This is a genomic window from Carboxydocella sp. JDF658, assembly GCF_002049395.1.
Lineage (GTDB): Bacteria > Bacillota.
On the sequence record NZ_BDLR01000045.1, the window covers coordinates 34562 to 51903 of the forward strand.

General features: G+C 50.5%; 19 protein-coding genes, 2 pseudogenes and 1 riboswitch. Of the genes and pseudogenes, 20 read left to right on the top strand and 1 reads right to left on the bottom strand.

Annotated features, from left to right (window positions below):
* The 7 genes and pseudogenes from JDF658_RS14600 to JDF658_RS08230 all read left to right on the top strand — a co-directional run.
* Positions 1-196, top strand: a 196-nt coding sequence (locus JDF658_RS14600) for a hypothetical protein (RefSeq protein ID WP_200805659.1), incomplete at its 5' end; no start/stop codon positions are given.
* A 238-nt stretch (positions 197-434) separates the two neighbouring features.
* Positions 435-1964 carry an IPT/TIG domain-containing protein gene (locus tag JDF658_RS08205; RefSeq protein WP_079907161.1) on the top strand — a complete coding sequence of 510 codons (1530 nt, stop codon included), beginning with the start codon at positions 435-437 and terminating at the stop codon, positions 1962-1964.
* 70 nt (positions 1965-2034) lie between these two features.
* On the top strand, positions 2035-4053 hold the full coding sequence (locus tag JDF658_RS08210; protein ID WP_079907163.1) for an IPT/TIG domain-containing protein: 2019 nt from the start codon (positions 2035-2037) through the stop codon (positions 4051-4053).
* Positions 4054-4127: 74 nt separating this feature from the next.
* The gene (nifV, locus tag JDF658_RS08215; protein WP_078666109.1) at positions 4128-5279 is read left to right on the top strand and encodes a homocitrate synthase; all 1152 of its coding nucleotides are present in this window, start codon (positions 4128-4130) and stop codon (positions 5277-5279) included.
* A complete protein-coding gene (locus tag JDF658_RS08220) occupies positions 5269-6270 on the top strand; it encodes an isocitrate/isopropylmalate dehydrogenase family protein (protein WP_078666108.1) in 1002 nt (333 codons plus the stop codon). The genes nifV and JDF658_RS08220 overlap by 11 nt, the downstream gene beginning before the upstream one ends.
* Before the next feature lie 102 nt (positions 6271-6372).
* A complete protein-coding gene (locus tag JDF658_RS08225; protein WP_078666107.1) occupies positions 6373-6588 on the top strand; it encodes a hypothetical protein in 216 nt (71 codons plus the stop codon).
* 12 nt (positions 6589-6600) lie between these two features.
* Positions 6601-6828, top strand: a pseudogene (locus JDF658_RS08230) (thioredoxin family protein); the annotation flags it as partial.
* Here JDF658_RS08230 and spoIIR read toward each other — a convergent pair.
* The gene (gene spoIIR / locus JDF658_RS08235; protein ID WP_078666105.1) at positions 6825-7418 is read right to left on the bottom strand and encodes a stage II sporulation protein R; all 594 of its coding nucleotides are present in this window, start codon (positions 7416-7418) and stop codon (positions 6825-6827) included. The pseudogene JDF658_RS08230 and the gene spoIIR sit on opposite strands and share 4 nt — an antisense overlap.
* Before the next feature lie 43 nt (positions 7419-7461).
* Between spoIIR and JDF658_RS08240 the strand changes: the two genes are divergently transcribed.
* From JDF658_RS08240 to JDF658_RS14795, 13 genes and pseudogenes are all read left to right on the top strand, one after another.
* Entirely contained in the window at positions 7462-8172 is a 711-nt protein-coding gene (locus JDF658_RS08240; protein ID WP_078666104.1) for a tyrosine-protein phosphatase, read from the top strand.
* Positions 8173-8372: 200 nt separating this feature from the next.
* A complete protein-coding gene (metK, locus tag JDF658_RS08245; RefSeq protein WP_078666103.1) occupies positions 8373-9563 on the top strand; it encodes a methionine adenosyltransferase in 1191 nt (396 codons plus the stop codon).
* Between the two features lie 143 nt (positions 9564-9706).
* Positions 9707-10846 (top strand): sensor histidine kinase, encoded by a 1140-nt coding sequence (locus JDF658_RS08250; RefSeq protein WP_079907165.1) that lies wholly within the window; start codon positions 9707-9709, stop codon positions 10844-10846.
* Positions 10847-10858: 12 nt separating this feature from the next.
* Positions 10859-11506, top strand: a complete 648-nt coding sequence (locus JDF658_RS08255) for a response regulator transcription factor (protein WP_078666101.1) — start codon at positions 10859-10861, stop codon at positions 11504-11506.
* Between the two features lie 49 nt (positions 11507-11555).
* A complete protein-coding gene (locus JDF658_RS08260; RefSeq protein WP_079907167.1) occupies positions 11556-12005 on the top strand; it encodes a glycosyltransferase family A protein in 450 nt (149 codons plus the stop codon).
* Positions 12006-12082: 77 nt separating this feature from the next.
* Positions 12083-12244 carry a Flp family type IVb pilin gene (locus JDF658_RS14235; protein ID WP_107754147.1) on the top strand — a complete coding sequence of 54 codons (162 nt, stop codon included), beginning with the start codon at positions 12083-12085 and terminating at the stop codon, positions 12242-12244.
* 83 nt (positions 12245-12327) lie between these two features.
* Positions 12328-12414, top strand: a riboswitch (cyclic di-GMP riboswitch).
* 119 nt (positions 12415-12533) lie between these two features.
* The gene (locus tag JDF658_RS08265; RefSeq protein WP_078666099.1) at positions 12534-12695 is read left to right on the top strand and encodes a Flp family type IVb pilin; all 162 of its coding nucleotides are present in this window, start codon (positions 12534-12536) and stop codon (positions 12693-12695) included.
* 76 nt (positions 12696-12771) lie between these two features.
* Positions 12772-13275 (top strand): prepilin peptidase, encoded by a 504-nt coding sequence (locus JDF658_RS08270; protein ID WP_159071977.1) that lies wholly within the window; start codon positions 12772-12774, stop codon positions 13273-13275.
* Positions 13276-13286: 11 nt separating this feature from the next.
* Entirely contained in the window at positions 13287-13676 is a 390-nt protein-coding gene (locus JDF658_RS08275) for a TadE/TadG family type IV pilus assembly protein (protein WP_200803498.1), read from the top strand.
* A gap of 12 nt (positions 13677-13688) precedes the next feature.
* Positions 13689-14603: a TadE/TadG family type IV pilus assembly protein gene (locus JDF658_RS08280; protein WP_078666096.1), complete on the top strand. Its 915-nt coding sequence runs from the start codon at positions 13689-13691 to the stop codon at positions 14601-14603.
* An 11-nt stretch (positions 14604-14614) separates the two neighbouring features.
* On the top strand, positions 14615-15358 hold the full coding sequence (cpaB, locus tag JDF658_RS08285; protein ID WP_078666095.1) for a Flp pilus assembly protein CpaB: 744 nt from the start codon (positions 14615-14617) through the stop codon (positions 15356-15358).
* A 17-nt stretch (positions 15359-15375) separates the two neighbouring features.
* Positions 15376-16584, top strand: coding sequence for a response regulator (locus JDF658_RS08290; RefSeq protein ID WP_078666094.1), 1209 nt, complete (start codon positions 15376-15378; stop codon positions 16582-16584).
* A 16-nt stretch (positions 16585-16600) separates the two neighbouring features.
* Positions 16601-17341: pseudogene (locus tag JDF658_RS14795) on the top strand (CpaF family protein); the annotation flags it as partial.
* Position 17342: the final 1 nt, after the last annotated feature.

Genomic DNA, 17342 nt, shown 5'->3' on the forward strand with positions numbered 1-17342 from the left:
GTTGCCTGTTAATCCCCGGTCGAAAAACAGAGCTCGCATCCATTTCACTGATCCCTATTTACCGGATGGACTTTATCCGGTTACCATTATCGCTGCTGGTGCTGGCGATGATGGTAACCTTTCGGCCCGCACGGTGATAAAGGTGGTGATTAAGGGCAGTATACTGGAAGGAATTAAGAGCAGATTGACATATTGAGAGTTAAGGGACAGGTTTCGACAGTATATCGACAACCTGTCCCTTATTATTCGGTATAGGTTGGGAGAGCAAAGGCAATGATGGTGAAAAATGTCGCAAGAAAAAATGTCATCTCATACCAACTTCGACAAAGAAAATCAGCCCCGTAAGGTATAATTCCTTATGGGAAGGAGGTGAATAGAGGGAAGTGATTGATTGCATAAACCGGAGTTTTAAAGTTTTGAAAGGAGGAGCGCGGATGAGAAAAGGGTGGATTCTTTTGCTGATGACCGCATTGCTGCTGGTCATTGGCAGTGGCACGGCCTTGGCTGCGGCCTTTACTATGCCTTATGTGCCGCAGAATGAAGGTTTGTATGATACCACCTGGGAGTTTTTGAGCCGTCCTGATTGTGAACAGTGTCACGGCTCCAACCTGGCCGATCGCCACCATAGTATTGACTTTGTTAAAATCGAAGGTAATTGTTATCGCTGTCACGGGTTTGAAAATGGCACCATCCAGCCGGTGCCCCGGGAATGTACAACCTGTCACACCGAAAGCCCTCACCACAAGACCGTAGATGCGATTGAGGGCCGGTGTACTGCTTGTCACGATCCTAATGTAGTTAGTGACTTTGGTTCCAAACCACTGCCTACTTATGATGCATCCTTAATCACTCCGGCCATTGCTGATTGCCGGAATTGCCATGCTACCAATGCTTCGGCTGATTTACCCAAACCGATCTTCAAGCCTGGCCCGGTAGATGACCCGAGTGAAAATAGTACTCACCATTATGTAGCTAATGCGGGTATAGATTGTGCCAAGTGTCATTTCGGCAATGTCAGCGCCCCCGTGCGGGATTGTGAGCAGTGCCATGATATCGGCACTTTGCACACCATTAAAGGCCACACTGTTGATGAAACTGGTAACATGCTGGTGGAAAGATGTCAGGGGTGCCATTCCAATTTGATTGCCGAAATGGCTCCGCCCCAGCCAGTTGCTGTGCCTACTATCGACAGTTTTGATATTTATGAAGGACCGATACTGGCCAAGGTAACTGTAACCGGTACCAACTTTGGTGAATTTATTAAAGGTTATTCCAAAGTAATGTTTGGAAATGCTGAGGCTCCGATTGACTACTGGACTGATGACCAGGTAGTCTTTACTGTGCCCATGGTTAACTCAGGCAAGTATAATGTGCGTCTGGTAAACATGAAAGGTGAAAGTCCGCAGTATCGGGTCTTTACTGTTTGGGCCCGTCCGCAAATCAATAACATCGCTCCGGCAGATGTAGTGTACAAAGCCGGTGGTGAGGTGACTATCACCGGTAAGAACTTCCTGGTTCCGGCAGTGGACAGTGTCAAGCTGAGCTATGGTGCTACTCAGATACCGGTAGAATTTACGGTAGTGGACAATAACACCATCAAGTTCACTGTACCGACTACCTTGAGTCCTGGTTCCTACAGTGTGAGGGTATCCAGCCCGGCCGGAGAAGCTTCCGGGGCTATAGGTGGTACCAATATATTGAATGTCTGGGGTGTGCCTTATCTGGGTTCGATCAGTCCTACTACCGCTAAAGTCGGTTGGACAATATCCGCTATTGGTTACAATTTTGGGGCGCAACAGGGTGCCAGCCAGATCCTGGTTGACGGGGTGCCTGTACCGGCTACCTTCTGGAGTTCTACAAAAATTCAGTTCAAGGTACCCGCTGGGCTTACAGTAGGATATCACAAAGTAAAAATTAAAACTTTTGGTGGCGTAACCGCAGAAAAGACTTTCAAGGTTTACTAAATATTTCAGCCGCACTTCCTCTGTGAAGTGCGGCTTTTCCCCTTAGCTAGTCAGGAAGGCAGGGATTTAAATGAAAAGAGCAATTTTATTTTTATGTACCTTAATTTTATTTCTTCTAACCGGACAAGCCTGGGCCCAAACTACCCAGCAGCTGGGCTTTCCGGATCGTACCTATGGTGCACTCACAGAAATGGACTGCCGCAGTTGTCACGGCAGTACTACGCAGAACCGGCATCATTTGAGCTTGAAAGCACTGGTAGTTACCTGTGATTACTGTCACCAGTCTCAGGAGGGGAAAATAACCGCAGTCAGTGATTGCAAAATCTGCCATGTGAAAGACAGTCACCATCTGACTCAGGAAGCCCAGTTGGGTCAATGCACTGCCTGTCATTACGGGGATGTGGTAGATGACTATGGGTTAGCAACAACAGCAGTCACTGATGCGGATATCAATAAATGCCGGCTGTGTCATACAGAAGGGTTGACTTCTTTACACCATGAGGAGGGATTACAGCAGTGTTCCTGGTGCCACAGCAGCAATTCCGGGGGCATATCAGTAAGTCGCTGTCTTTCCTGCCATCAGTCCAGCAAGCTGCATCTCCTGCACGGTGGGGAATGCAACCAGTGTCATGGTAGTGGCACATCTCTGCCGGACCCGGAATTGCCCCAGCCCCGGCCGGTTCTGGTGCAAATAAGCGCTACCGAAGCCAGTCCTGGAGCAATTCTAAGCCTGAATGGAACCGGTTTTGGTGGTTCAGGCTGGGTACAAATAGGGCCACTAAAGGCAGAACTCTTACAGTGGTCGAATAACTATTTGCAAATCCGCCTGCCTGATCTCAATGCCGGCAATTATCCGGTAACAGTAGTTAACAGCAATGGCAGCAGCAATCAGCTCAATATTACTATCCTTGCGCCTGCGGTAGCAACCCGGCCGGAAATACATGGGATGCCGGATAAAACTTATGAAGAAGTAGGGGAAGAAGAGTGCCGGAACTGTCATGGTACCTCCACTGCGGACCGTCATCATCTGGCGGCAGCAGCTGATCAGCGGGATTGTTCTGCCTGTCATTTGCTGACGGCACCGGGACAGGTAGAAGTGGTAAGGAAGTGCCAGCAGTGTCATGCCAGCAGTCCCCATCACCGGAGAAATGAAGCTTTGAGCGGTCAGTGTACAGCCTGCCACTTGCCGGCACTGGTGCAGGACTGGGATATTAACAGTAATGGGACCATTGTGGAGAATACGGCCATGATACCGGGTTTACGCAGTTGTGAACAATGCCATCCTTATCCCGGGCCAGGGCAAAACCACCATGGTACTGGTCTGGAAAACTGCAACCTTTGCCACGAAATCAAGGATAAATGGGCCATCCGGCGCTGTCAGGCCTGTCATCGGTCAGAATTGTTGCATGGCCAGGTTGGACATAAGCTGGCGGCGGATTGTGGCAAATGCCATGCTGGGGGTCTGGCTTCATCCCTGGCTGAGGCGATTGCACCAAATGCTACACCGGTAGTGCTACAAATAGAACCTGAACAGAGTTACGCAGGAGATACAGTTACAATCAGTGGGGCTGGCTTTGGAACCGGGCCGGGTCAGGTGCAGATTGGCAGCACTCTGGCTGCGGTCACCAGCTGGAATGAGAACAATATCCAGATCACAATCCCGTCCTTGCCTCCTGGTAGTTACCAGCTTACAGTGGTGAAGAACGGCGTAATCAGTAATGCCCGCGGGTTTACGGTACTGGAATGGGCCCAGTTGAGTGGTCAGGTGATGTCAGCCAGCCTTGCGCCCCTGGAAGAGGCGGTGGTTTATGTTGGCACCACCAGGTTGCGTACCAATGAGAAAGGTTATTTCAGTCTCGGCAAGCTGGCACCAGGGGTATATAATGTTACGGCCCGCAAGGAAGGGCTAACTGCCCAGCAAGTTGTCAGCCTGGTCGCAGGGGAGAAAAAATCCATTCAGATGATTGCCAGCAAGAAAGGCTGGACATCAGAAAAAGGAACATATTACAGGGGAACAATCGCCAGGAAAAATACTGTATACACCAATGCACACAACGATGTTTCGACAAAATGGACTATAAAAAAATAGGCCAATCCCTTGATATTCTCCTTCGCTACCATTATAATGTTTGATATACAACAGTTTTACTGGCGAGGGAGGGTATGACGGTGGTAAACAGAAAAATTTACATTGTGGATACCACATTGCGGGACGGGGAGCAGACGGCGGGAGTAGTATTTGCTAACAAGGAAAAAGTACGGATTGCCCGCATGCTGGATGAAATCGGAGTGGACCAGATTGAATGCGGGATTCCGGTTATGGGTGGCGATGAAAAAGAAGCGATTAAGGAAATTTGCCGACTGGGTTTGCGCTGCAGTGTTATGGCCTGGAACCGGGCGGTAGTGCGGGATATTCAGGAATCCATTGATTGCGGTGTGGATGCAGTGGCTATTTCCATTTCCACCTCGGATATTCATATCAAATACAAGTTACAGACCTCCCGGGAATGGGTACTGGAAAACATGGTCAAGGCCGTGGAATATGCCAAAAGTCAGGGAGTTTATATTTCTGTTAATGCTGAGGATGCCTCCCGGACGGACATGGACTTCCTGATTCAGTTCGCCAAACTGGCCAAGGAAGCCGGGGCCAACCGCCTGCGTTACTGTGATACTATCGGCATCCTGGATCCTTTTACTACTTACAATAATGTCAAAACTCTGATCGACTCTGTAGGCATTGATGTGGAAATGCATACCCACAATGACTTTGGCATGGCCACAGCCAATGCCCTGGCCGGGGTGAAGGCGGGAGCCAACTACGTGGGCGTAACGGTAAACGGACTGGGCGAAAGAGCCGGTAATGCCGCTCTGGAAGAAGTGGTTATGGCCTTAAAAATCCTCTATGGAATCGATCTTAATTTTAAAACCGAGCGCTTCCGTGAATTATCCGAGTATGTGGCCATGGCTTCCAACCGGGAATTGCCGGCCTGGAAAGCTATTGTCGGTACCAACATGTTTGCCCATGAATCGGGGATTCACGCTGATGGTGCATTGAAAAACCCCCTGACCTATGAAGTCTTTAAGCCAGAAGATGTGGGTCTGGAACGGCAGATTGTGATAGGCAAACACTCCGGTACTGCTGCCATCAAGAAAAAATTTGCCGAATATGGGGTTAACCTGTCAGAGGAAGATGCCGCTGCTATTCTGGAAAAGGTACGGGCCACGGCGGTGGAACTGAAACGGTCCCTGTTTGATAAGGAATTGATCTTCATCTATGAAGAATATCTGGAAAAGAGGGAGCGCGGTGAGTTATAAAGTTGTTTTGTTACCTGGAGACGGGATAGGTCCCGAAGTAACAGCAGCGGCAGTGGAGGTGCTGGAAGCTACCGGGGTGGATTTTGAGTGGATTGAACTGGAGGCAGGGGCGGCAGTACTTGAACGCGAAGGTACCCCCTTGCCCCAGCGAGTTATCAATCAGATTAAGGAAATTGGTCTGGCCTTGAAAGGGCCAATTACTACCCCGGTGGGAACGGGGTTTCGCAGTGTGAATGTAACCTTGAGGCAGGAACTGGACCTTTATGCCAATGTACGCCCGGCCCGGAATCTCCCGGGGGTACCCAGCCGTTATACCGGGGTTGATATTGTCATCTTCCGGGAGAATACCGAGGACCTTTATGCTGGCGTGGAACACCGGGTGGGCAAGGATGCAGCTGAAAGCATTAAAATCATCACCCGGGAAGCCAGTATCCGCATCTGTGAGGCGGCTTTCAGCTTTGCCCGGCGGGAAGGCAGGCGAAAAGTAACGGCAGTGCATAAGGCCAATATCATGAAATTGAGTGATGGGCTCTTTCTGGAATGCGCCCGCCAGGTGGCGGCCCAGTATCCAGAGATTGAATTTGAAGATGTGATTGTGGATGCGGCCTGTATGAAGCTGGTGCAGGCGCCGGAGCAGTTTGATGTAATGGTGATGCCCAACCTTTACGGGGATATCGTTTCTGACCTCTGTGCTGGTCTGGTAGGCGGTCTGGGAGTGGCTCCCGGAGCTAACCTGGGGGTAAAGGCCGCTGTTTTTGAAGCTGTCCATGGCAGTGCGCCTCAGATTGCTGGCCAGAACCTGGCTAATCCCCTGGCTTTGATTTTAAGTGGCGCCATGCTGCTGGGCCATCTTGGCGAAGTGGAAGCTGCCCAGAGCGTGAGAACAGCAGTAGCCCGGGTCCTGCAGGAGGGCATTAAAACCCCGGATCTGGGCGGGCGAGCCGGAACCAGAGAAGTGGGCCGTGCCATTGCGGAAGCTTTAAAAAAGTAGACTATTAAGTAGACTATTTTTGGACTATTACCCCTCCCTGGACACAATTTCGTAACAGTTTCAGGTTAAAATGAAATTAGTTCAAGGAAGGGAGGGCAAGGCATGAACAAGGAACGCTGGCTGGCCCTGGTGATCGTGCTGGTAGCCATCATCGGCAGTATTGCTTACCTGGAAGACTGGTTTAGTATCGGCGGGCAAAAGCCGGTTGAAAAGCAGAAACTGACAGCCTTTCAGGTAACTTCTAATCCGCTGCAGACCTATGAACGCTGGTACAAGGAAAAACGGCCGATGGTGATCAAATTTCATGCCAACTGGTGACCGGCTTGCAAACAGATGGAGCCCGTGGTTTTGGCTCTGCAGAACAAATATGCAGGTCAGGTGGAATTCCTGATTGTCAATGTGGATGACCCGCAGGGGCAGCAGCTGGCAGCCCAGTTTGGGGTCAGTGCTATTCCAGCCTTTTTCTTCATCAATAGTCAGCAACAGGTAGTTGCTTCAGTAGTGGGGGCCCAGAGTCAGGCTCAAATGGAAGAGTATGTAAAGAAAATCATCCCCTAGCTCATGCGGGCCAGGGGATGATTTTTCTGCCTTTCCTGCCACCATTCCAGGATGCGGGAACGCAAACGGGGTGGAGGAGAGGGGTTTTCGGCAATACTATGACTGAGATCAACAAAACACAAAGGAGGGAAGAGCACACACCACCAGTTTTTACCCTGGGCCTGTCCTAACAAAACCCGGAGAGCCAGATAGCGGCCGGCCGGTAGATTGAAAGTTCCGTAGCTCTTGCTGGGAAAAGGGAAACGGCCGATTTCCACCCGGGCCTGATAAGGAAATTGTTGCGCTGCCAGGGTTTGATTGGCAATCCTGATAATTTCGGGCTCAGCTGCTATGACGATGGCCTGAGCCTGCTCCAGGCTGGTGGCCCTGACCAGGCGAGGAGTAAGATAGGCCAGGATGGCATCACGGACTTTCAGCTTAACTGCCTGGTCGGCAGTCTGATCGCTATTGGCGATAACGTGCAAACGCAAGAGCTGCTGGGGTGGGCCAACGGGGTTAGTTGCTGCAGTATCTGGCTGAAACAGGAAAATCCACGGTATGAGGAAAAAGCTAAGCAGTAAAAGCCAGAGTAAGGTTTTTTGGCTGTACATATTTTTTCCTCCTGTGATAGAATAAGTTCAGGGGGGATAGAGATTGATTGATCTTCACTGTCATTTGCTCCCTGCCTTTGATGATGGCGCCCGGGATTGGACGGAAACTCTGGAAATGTGTCAACTGGCCATTGGAGCCGGAGTGAAAATAATAGTGGCAACTCCCCACTGGCGGGAAGTTAAACGCCATGGCAGCCAGCGCATGTATCAACTGGTGGCAGAATTGAATCAGCGTCTACAGCAGCTGGACTGGCCCCTGGAAATCAAGCCCGGTTGTGAGGCTATGCTGAGTCCGGAATTGCCAGCAGCCTGGCGGCAAGGAAAACTGCCGGGGCTGAATGGAGGAGAGAGACTGTTGCTGGAACTGCCCTGGGATTATTTAGGGCATAACTGGCTGGAACAGATCTATCAATTGCAGCTGGCTGGAGCCAGTTTGGCTATTGCTCATCCGGAACGGACGCCAGCGCTGGCCTGTGATTGGTCCAAAATTCAGCGCCTGGCCGAGCTGGAAGCCGGTTTTCAAATCACCGCGGGCAGCCTGCTGGGGGCCTTTGGCACAGAAGCGGAAAAAATTGCCTGGCGGGTTTTGAAACAGGACTGGCCGGTAGCGGTAGCCGGAGATGCCCATGACGCCAGTTATTATGTCATGGCCCGGGCTTATGAAATGGTAAAGGGAAAACTGGGCCAGGCCAAAGCGGAGGCTGCCTTTATTTTCGTCCCCCGTTCCTGGCTTGGCGGGGCGGATGCTTCCTGAGCAGGCTTTCTAAGGCCTTCAGTTCTTTTTCTACTTCTTTCAGGACAGCGGTTTTTTTCATTTTCAGTTCCTCCTCATGTTCACTTTCTGATGAAATTATTGCCGCTTTAAAAGGGGTTTAAACAAAAATTTTTTAGTTTGACATAAGAGGTAGCATTTGTTATGATAAGTTATTGGAAATGAAAAAGGAGGAATGCACAGTGGCCAAGCGTTTGTTTACTTCTGAGTCCGTTACTGAGGGACACCCGGATAAAATTGCCGACCAGATTTCCGATGCGGTGCTGGATGCCATTCTCGCTCAAGATCCCAATGCCCGGGTGGCCTGTGAGACTTCGGTTACAACCGGTCTGGTACTGGTTTCCGGTGAAATCACTACCAGCTGTTATGTAGATATACCCAAAATTGCCCGGGAAACTATTCGGGAAATCGGCTACACCCGGGCCAAATTCGGTTTTGACTGCGATACCTGTGCTGTAATCACTGCCATTGATGAACAGTCCCCTGATATTGCCATGGGTGTGGACAAGGCTTTAGAAGCTAAAACCGGGGAAATGACCGATGAGCAGATCGAAGCCATCGGTGCTGGCGACCAGGGGATGATGTTCGGTTATGCTACCAATGAAACCCCTGAATTTATGCCTTTGCCCATCAGCCTGGCCCACAAGCTGACCCGGCGGCTGGCAGAAGTGCGCAAGAGCGGGCTTTTGACCTACCTCCGTCCCGATGGCAAAAGCCAGGTTACCGTTGAATATGAAGATGACCGGCCGGTACGGGTGGATACTGTGGTCATCTCCACCCAGCACAGCCCGGATGTGGATCTGGAAACCATCAAACGGGATATGATTGAACATGTTATCAAACCGGTGATCCCGGCCGAATATCTGGATGAAAATACCAAATACTTCATTAACCCTACTGGCCGTTTTGTTATCGGTGGTCCGCAGGGGGATGCCGGTCTGACTGGCCGTAAGATCATCGTTGACACCTATGGCGGTATGGCCCGGCATGGTGGTGGCGCCTTCTCCGGTAAAGATCCCACCAAGGTTGACCGTTCTGGTGCCTATGCTGCCCGTTATGTGGCCAAAAACATCGTAGCTGCCGGGTTGGCGAACAAGTGTGAAGTGCAGCTGGCTTATGCGATTGGTGTGGCCAGGCCAGTATCCATCATGATTGAAACCTTTGGCACGGGCAAATTGCCGGAAGAAAAGCTGATTGAACTGGTGCGCAAGCACTTTGACCTGCGGCCGGCGGGTATTATCAAGACTCTGGATCTGCGGCGGCCCATTTACAAACAGACTGCTGCCTATGGGCACTTTGGCCGCAATGACCTGGATCTGCCCTGGGAGCGCCTGGACAAGGTGGAAGTCCTGCGGGCTGATGCCGGACTCTAGTTATTGCAGAAGAAATTACCCCGGGTGAGGGCCCGGGGTTTTCTTTTGGGACTATGGTCCTAAATTTTTTGGGACTGGTAGCAGGAATCCGTCTTTTTTAAGCGAATCTATTGATTAACACGAAGTAACAGGGGGAATAGCCCATGCCATCCCTGGAGGCACTGGACAAAGTTGTAAAAAATACCCTGCAAGCTATCGAAAACAGCAAACAACAAATCTACGATATTGCGGAAACAGCCCGCAAGGAAGTGGTACGGCTGGAACGGGAACTGGTCCTGCTGGAAAACCAGGTCAATGATGTAATTAAGGCGGTAGATATACTGGAATTGAAAGTCAAGCAGGCCAGGTTACGGCTGGCAGAAGTGGATAGCAGCCTGGGCAAATATTCAGAAGCGGAAGTAAAACGGGCCTATGATACTGCCAGTGAGCTTCAGACCCAATTGCTGCTGTTACGGGAACGGGAAAACCAGCTGCGCTCCAAACGGGACCAGCTGCAGGTGACATTGAAAAACATGCAGCAAACGGTAGCCAAGGCGGAGAATCTGGCTTCCCAGGTGGCTGTGGTCATGGATTTCCTTTCGGGAAGTCTGAATGAGGTCAACAATCAGTTAGAAGGGCTGGCACAAAAACAAAACCTGAGTATCCGGGTGATCAAGGCCCAGGAGGAAGAAAGAAAACGGGTGGCCCGGGAAATCCATGACGGACCGGCTCAGGCCATTGCCAATATTGTTTTGCGCATGGAATTTTGTGAGAAATTGCTCGAACTGAAGCCAGACAAAGTTAAAGGGGAACTGCAGAGTCTGAAAGAGCTGGTACGCAATACCCTGCAGGATATTCGTAAAATCATTTTTGACCTCAGGCCCATGGCTTTAGATGACCTGGGTCTGGTTCCGGCTTTGCGTCGCTATCTGGAGGATTATAAGAGCAAATATAATTTAAACACGGAATTTATCTTCTTTGGTTATGAAAGGCGCCTGGATAATGCGGTGGAAGTAGGACTGTTTCGCGTGGTCCAGGAAGCCCTCAATAATGTCTGGAAACATGCCCGGGCCAGCAAAGTTATAGTGCGGCTGGAAATGGGCCGGGATAGTGTTAACATCCTGATCAAGGATGATGGCCAGGGGTTTGATGTGGAACAAGCCCTGGCCAACAAGCAACGGGAGAGCCTGGGTTTGACCAGTATGCGGGAAAGGGTGGAACTGTTAGGAGGCACTTTCATCCTGCGCAGTCGACCAGGGCAGGGGACGGAGATTCTGCTGAAAGTACCGCTCAACGAAGGATAGGGAGGTTTAGCTATGGGGATAGTGAGGATTTTGCTGGTAGATGACCATCCTCTGATCCGGGAAGGCTTACGCAAGGTACTGGCTCTAGAGCCCAACCTGGAGGTGGTGGGGGAAGCGGGAGATGGGGCGGAGGCAGTGGCGAAGGCCCGGGAATGTCTTCCCGATCTTGTTTTGATGGATATCAACATGCCCCGTACTGATGGTATTCAGGCTATCCGCCAGTTGAAACAGCTGATGCCCCGGGTGAAGATCATCGCTCTAACAGTAGCGGTGGATGAACGGGCACCGGAGGTGATTAAGGCCGGGGTAGCAGGCTACCTGCTCAAGGACATCAGTGCTGATAACTTGCTGGCGGCAGTGGCCACAGTAACCGGGGGTGGAACCGTGATTGCTCCGGAGGTAATGGAAAAAATCAGCCACATGATGACCCGTCTGCAGGAACAACAGCTTTTGCAACAGCTTACCCGACGGGAAAGGGATATTCTGGGCATGGTGGCTCAGGGTTTGACCAACCGGGAAATCGGGGAAAGGTTGTTCATCAGTGAGAAGACTGTAAAAAATCATCTGACCCATCTTTTTAAAAAAATCGGGGTGGAAGACCGGACCCAGGCGGCGCTGTTTGCTGTGCGCATGGGACTGACCGAGGAACCCAATTCCTGAAGGCAGCATATCATGGCATAGACAAAAATCCCGGAGTGGGGTGGATTATATGTCATGGTGGCTGCCCTTTTTCTGTTTGCTGGGCTTAGTGGGCTTGCTGCTGTGGGGACTGTTTTACAGCCGCCGTCAACAACGGCAACCACAAATGAATGGGATTTCCGTGGTGCTATTGACCAGGAATAATGTGACTAATCTGGAAGGGGTGGTACGCTGGCTGCTGCAATACGAGTATCGTTATCACTGGTTGCTGCAGATTATCATCATTGACCAGGGGTCCTGGGATCAGACTCTGGCCATTGCCGATAAACTGGCGCGGGAACATTTTAATCTGCTGGTAGTAGAGCAAAAGTGGTTTCCGCTCATATCGCCTCGCCGTCTGGCCTATCTGGCAGCCCGCTACCAGCGGGTGGTTTTTCTGGATTTGCGGCAGCGGCAACAGGGGAAACGGGAATTGCAGACATTGTTGCGAATTTTTAATGAGCAGGCTTTTGGGACTTAAGATCCATAGACTAATACCCCTTCATTTATGTATACTAAAAGTAGGAGCCTGAAAGGCGAAGCGGAGGAGGGACCGGTATGGGAAAAGTTCAACGGTTTTGGCGGGAGGAGAAGGGGCAGGCTTTAAGTGAGTACACGCTGATTATCTCTCTGGTTGCAGCAGCTCTAGTATTATCTTTAATATTGTTTAAAGATAAAATTAAACCTTTGTACGAAAAAAACCATTTGTCTGGGACCTAAGTCCTAGAAAAATTAAAGCTGCGGTCCCATAGACATTTGTCCTAATTGGGTATATACTAAAATCAGAACAAGGCAATAAGACACAACGATAAAGGCAAACCCGGTGAAAGCCGGGGGCGCAAAGCCATGGGTCTAAGGCGTATAAGCGCTATGACTGCCAGGCTGCCGAATTGTGGAAGGTCGGTTTGTGACCCCCTTTCGCCGGGCAGCCGGTAAAAGGGGGTTTTTAGGTGTTGTGTCTTATGCATAAGGGTGAAAAAGAGCGAAGTTTAGCAAGGAGGGATTTGGTATGAACATCATCAAAAGATTGTGGAAAGAGGAGTCTGGTCAGGCAATGACCGAGTATGGTCTGATTATTGCTTTGGTGGCGGCGGCTCTGGTTGTAACGGTAATAGCTTTCAAGGATAAGATTAAGGCGGTATTTGAAGGACTAAGCTTTAGTGCTAGCTAAAAAAACCCCAAGGCCCTACGCGGTAGGCCGAGTGCCTCGGTGTAGGGCCCTATTTTTCCCGGGCGGAGGGATGAGTTTGTTCTGGGTTATCATCACACTTGCCATTTATTATGACTGGCGCTATCGGCGCATTCCCAACTGGCTGGTACTGTATACCCTGCCTCTGATCTGGGGCTGGCACTATTACCAGGGCGGTTGGCCTGAATTGAAAGGCTCTTTGCTGGGCTGGCTGGTTGGTCTGGGTCTACTAATCCTGCCCTTTCTGGTAGGTGGAATGGGTGCAGGAGATGTGAAATTCCTGGCGGCCATCGGTGCCTGGGCAGGGGGAAAAGTGGCGTTATATACTTTTCTGGCAGGGGCCATTCTAGGGGGACTTTGGCTGTGTGGCCGACTCCTCTGGCAACAGGGCTGGGCCGGGTTTAAACAAACCTGGTCTAAAGCAGGTGCCAGGCTGTTTGTTGGTCTCTTTACCGGCCAGTGGTGGAAGGAAGAAACCAGCCAGACAGATCCGACGGCTATCCCCTATGCCATTCCTCTCAGCCTGGGCTATTTACTGGTGACACTCTGGTTAGGTAGGTGAGGAAAATGGGGATGGGAAGAAAAAGAGGGGAAAGGGGACAGGCACTGGTGGAAATGGCCCTTGTTCTGCCTCTTTTATTAATGTTGCTCTTTGGCATTATTGAATTCGGTCGCATTTTCCATGCCTATCTGACGGTGAACAATGGGGCCCGGGAGGGGGCGCGTCTGGCAGTGGTGGGGGCCCAGGATACAGCTATTATCGCCAGGATTAAAGATACAGCTGTGGGCCTGGATAGCAGTAAACTGCAAATCACCATCGCTCCTGCCTATAGCAATCGCCTGCGGGGGCAACCGGTAACGGTGCAGGTTTCCTACCCGGTACAAATCTTTGCCCCCATTATCGGTGAAATTATCGGTAACCCCTATACAGTAAGTGGCAGTGTGCAGATGCGGATGGAGTAGGGGGGAGGAAAGATGAAGAGCAAAGAGAGCGGAGAAAGAGGGACGGCAATCGTGCTGGTGGCCCTGGCTCTGACGGGGCTGCTGGGGATGGTGGCGATGGTAGCTGATTTTGGCCAGTATTATCTCTGGGAAAACCGCCTGCAGACCATGGCCGATGCGGCGGCTTTGGCCGGGGTGCAGGAATTGCCGGATCATCCGGATGCAGCTGTGGCGGTAGCAGAACAATATCTGGCTGCCAATGGTGGTACAGAGTTACTTACGAAAGAGATTACCATTGGAGCTGATAACAAATCCATTACTGTGAATTTGAGCAAAGAAGTGAATTTTGCTTTTGCTCCGGTGCTGGGAGTAGAAAAAGGGCAGGTCAGCAGACGGGCGACAGCCCGGGTAGCCCCTGTTAAAGCCATGAAGGGTCTGGCCCCGCTGGCAGTAAAACAACAGAATTTTGTTTTTGGCCAGGAATATATCCTCAAAAACGGGGGCGGTGCTGGTGATAATGGCTGGTATGGGGCTGTTGCTTTAGGTGGACGCGGGGCTTCAACTTATGAAGATAATTTAAAATACGGTTACCAGGGAGTTATCGCTATTGGAGATATAATCGAGACGGAACCGGGGAATATGTCAGGGCCAACCCGACGGGGCATTCAGTACCGGCTGGGGACTATGACCGATAACAGTACCCCGGATAACATTGATCCCAACAGCCCCCGGCTTTTATATGTACCGGTAATTGACGATATACCCAAAAACGGTCGCTCTACCGCCCGGGTGGTAGGGTTTGCGGCATTTTTATTGAAAAATGAATTGCCCGGCAATGGCAATGATTGCCAAATAAAAGGTTATTTTGTCAGGGTCATTGTACCAGCAGAGCAACTGGATGACACTAGTGCTGGTTTCGGGTTATATGGGACCAGGCTGAGCGAGTAGGGGGAAAGAGCATGACACCGAAGAAATTGTTTGTTCTGGCTTTAATCTGCGGGCTGGGGGCAGCTCTGGCCACCAATTATTATTTGCAAACCATGAAAAAACAGATCAATAATGTAGTAACCGGCGAAGTAGTGGTTGCCAGGACGGAAATACCGGCCAAAACTGTGATCACCCAGGAGATGGTGGAAAAAAAGGTGTTACCGAAAGAGTATATTCATGCTCAGGCGGAACGGGATCTGAAAAAGGTAGTAGGCCGGATTACTCTGGATCGGATTGTGAGCGGGGAACAGGTTTTGGGGCCAAAACTGGTAGGCAAAGATGCCTACAAAGAAGGGCTAGCCTACACTGTACCTAAAGGTAAACGGGCCCTTACTATTGGAGTTAATAACATTACCGCATTGAATGGGCTGCTCAAACCCGGAGACCGGGTGGATGTGATTACCGTAATGAGTGTGCCGGTTATGGAAAACAACCAGGTGGTAGAGCGGCCTCTCGCCAAAGTTTATCTGGAAAATGTGGAGGTGCTGGCTGTTGACAGCCAGCTCACATCTGAGCTAAATACCCTGGAGCAAAAAGCGGAAAAAAGCAAAACCGATGGGGTAAAATCTGTGACCCTGGCGGTGACACCGGAGGAAGCGGCCAAACTGGCTCTGATTAACCGTAACGGGGTCATTCAGTTAGCCCTGCGTTCCCCTGTGGACCAGGATAAAAACAATGTGACTCCGTATCTTTCCACTGATTACAAGCTGAGATAGCGTGAGGGGGAAATCCCATGGGTAAGATCAGGATTATGATTGTGGATGATTATGCCGAGACCAGAGAAAATGTTAAGCGGCTCTTATATTTTGAAGACGATATGGAAATTGTCGGGGAAGCAGGAGACGGGAAAGAAGCGGTAGAAAAAGCGGAAAAACTGCGCCCGGATATTATCCTGATGGACATCAATATGCCGGTAATGGATGGGATTGAGGCTACAGAAACCATCTCCCTTCGGGTACCTACGGCGGCTATCATCATCATGTCAGTACAGGGGGAACAGGAATATCTGAAAAAAGCCATGATGGCCGGGGCCCGCGAGTATATGATCAAGCCTTTTTCCAGTGATGAATTGACAGAAACCATTCGCCGGGTGTATGACCTGGAGAAAAAGCGACGGGTCAACTTACATGTTGAAGATACGGCGAAAAAGCGGGAACCCCAGGTGGTAGTCGTTTTCAGTACTAAAGGTGGGGTGGGCAAGACTACTATTGCCACCAACCTGGCAGTAGCACTGGCCCAGGAGAGCCGGGGCAAAGTGGTACTGGTGGACCTGGATTTACAATTTGGCGATGTGGCGGTAATGATGAACATTGTGCCCAGACGGACCATCACCGAGCTGGTGCAGGAAATTGCTCACCTGGATAAGGAGACCATGGAAAGTTATTTGATCGAGCATCCCTCCGGGATCAAGGTTTTGCCAGCACCCAGCCGGCCGGAATATGCTGAGCTGGTGATTGCTGCTCATGTGGAGAAGATTATCAATCAGCTGAAGGAAGAATACGATTACATTATCATCGATACACCGCCCTTTTTCCATGAGACCAACTTGACGGCCCTGGATATGTGTAATCAGATTTTGCTTATCCTGGCCCTGGACCTGCCGACTATCAAAAATGTCAAACTCAGTCTGGAAGTACTGGATTCCCTGCATCACAAAGGCAAAGTTAAACTGGTGCTCAACCGCTCTTCTGGCGATATTGGCATCAATTATCAGGATGTGGAGAAAAGCCTGGGCATGTTAATTGCCGCCCATATACCCAGTGATGGCCGGGTGGTGGTGGCAGCGGTTAACCGGGGAATTCCCTTTGTGGTCTCTGATCCCCGTACCAAAATCTCTCAGGCCATACGCGACCTGGCCCACCTGGTAATCAGTGATCAGGGGTATCAGGAGGATTTGCAGAAAAAAGAGAAGAAAGGGGTCTTTTCCAGATGGTTTGGCTAAAGGAAGGTGAGACAGAATGTCCCTCTTGAAGCGTCTGGAAAAAGAAAAGGGCAGTGAAGGGGAAAAAAGCCGGGAACACAGCGGGTTTAGTGGAGCTTCCGCTCCTAAAGTTACCCGGGACCCCTATGCTGATTTGAAGGTACGCATTCATAAGGAAGTTATCAATGAACTGGAAGAAGAAATCAGCAAGGGCGGGAAAATGGAAGACCTGGATGAAGCTAAACTGGCCCAGCAAATTGAAGATGTGGTGCAGACTTTCCTGGATAAGGAGGCAGCCTTCATCCCCCGGCAGGACCGGCAGAAAATCGTGCAGGAAATCATCGATGAGGTGCTGGGGTTTGGTCCCATCAACCCCTTGATTAATGATCCTACTGTTTCGGAGATCATGGTCAATGGGCCCAATCAGGTTTATGTAGAGCGTAAAGGGAAACTGGAATTAACGGATATTAAATTCAGGGATAATGACCATGTTTTGCATATTATCGAAAAAATTGTAGCCCCTATTGGCCGTCGGATCGATGAATCCATGCCCATGGTGGATGCTCGTTTGCCGGATGGATCCCGGGTGAACGCCATTATACCTCCCCTGGCCTTGAAGGGGCCGACCATTACTATCCGGAAGTTTTCCAAAGACCCCTTGAAAATTGAGGACCTGATCCGGTTTGGCACTCTGACAGTGGAAATGGCCAAATTTCTGGATGCCTGTGTTAAAGGGAAACTGAATATAGTGGTTTCCGGGGGTACGGGCTCGGGGAAGT

Excerpts from the sequence above, each read along its gene's own strand:
- JDF658_RS08205 (WP_079907161.1), top strand. The coding sequence starts at position 435 with ATGAGAAAAGGGTGGATTCTTTTGCTGATGACCGCATTGCTGCTGGTC.
- JDF658_RS08210 (WP_079907163.1), top strand. The coding sequence starts at position 2,035 with ATGAAAAGAGCAATTTTATTTTTATGTACCTTAATTTTATTTCTTCTA.
- nifV (WP_078666109.1), top strand. The coding sequence starts at position 4,128 with ATGACGGTGGTAAACAGAAAAATTTACATTGTGGATACCACATTGCGG.
- JDF658_RS08225 (WP_078666107.1), top strand. The coding sequence starts at position 6,373 with ATGAACAAGGAACGCTGGCTGGCCCTGGTGATCGTGCTGGTAGCCATC.
- spoIIR (WP_078666105.1), bottom strand. The coding sequence starts at position 7,418 with ATGTACAGCCAAAAAACCTTACTCTGGCTTTTACTGCTTAGCTTTTTC.
- JDF658_RS08250 (WP_079907165.1), top strand. The coding sequence starts at position 9,707 with ATGCCATCCCTGGAGGCACTGGACAAAGTTGTAAAAAATACCCTGCAA.
- JDF658_RS08255 (WP_078666101.1), top strand. The coding sequence starts at position 10,859 with ATGGGGATAGTGAGGATTTTGCTGGTAGATGACCATCCTCTGATCCGG.
- JDF658_RS08260 (WP_079907167.1), top strand. The coding sequence starts at position 11,556 with ATGTCATGGTGGCTGCCCTTTTTCTGTTTGCTGGGCTTAGTGGGCTTG.
- JDF658_RS14235 (WP_107754147.1), top strand. The coding sequence starts at position 12,083 with ATGGGAAAAGTTCAACGGTTTTGGCGGGAGGAGAAGGGGCAGGCTTTA.
- JDF658_RS08265 (WP_078666099.1), top strand. The coding sequence starts at position 12,534 with ATGAACATCATCAAAAGATTGTGGAAAGAGGAGTCTGGTCAGGCAATG.
- JDF658_RS08275 (WP_200803498.1), top strand. The coding sequence starts at position 13,287 with ATGGGAAGAAAAAGAGGGGAAAGGGGACAGGCACTGGTGGAAATGGCC.
- JDF658_RS08280 (WP_078666096.1), top strand. The coding sequence starts at position 13,689 with ATGAAGAGCAAAGAGAGCGGAGAAAGAGGGACGGCAATCGTGCTGGTG.
- cpaB (WP_078666095.1), top strand. The coding sequence starts at position 14,615 with ATGACACCGAAGAAATTGTTTGTTCTGGCTTTAATCTGCGGGCTGGGG.
- JDF658_RS08290 (WP_078666094.1), top strand. The coding sequence starts at position 15,376 with ATGGGTAAGATCAGGATTATGATTGTGGATGATTATGCCGAGACCAGA.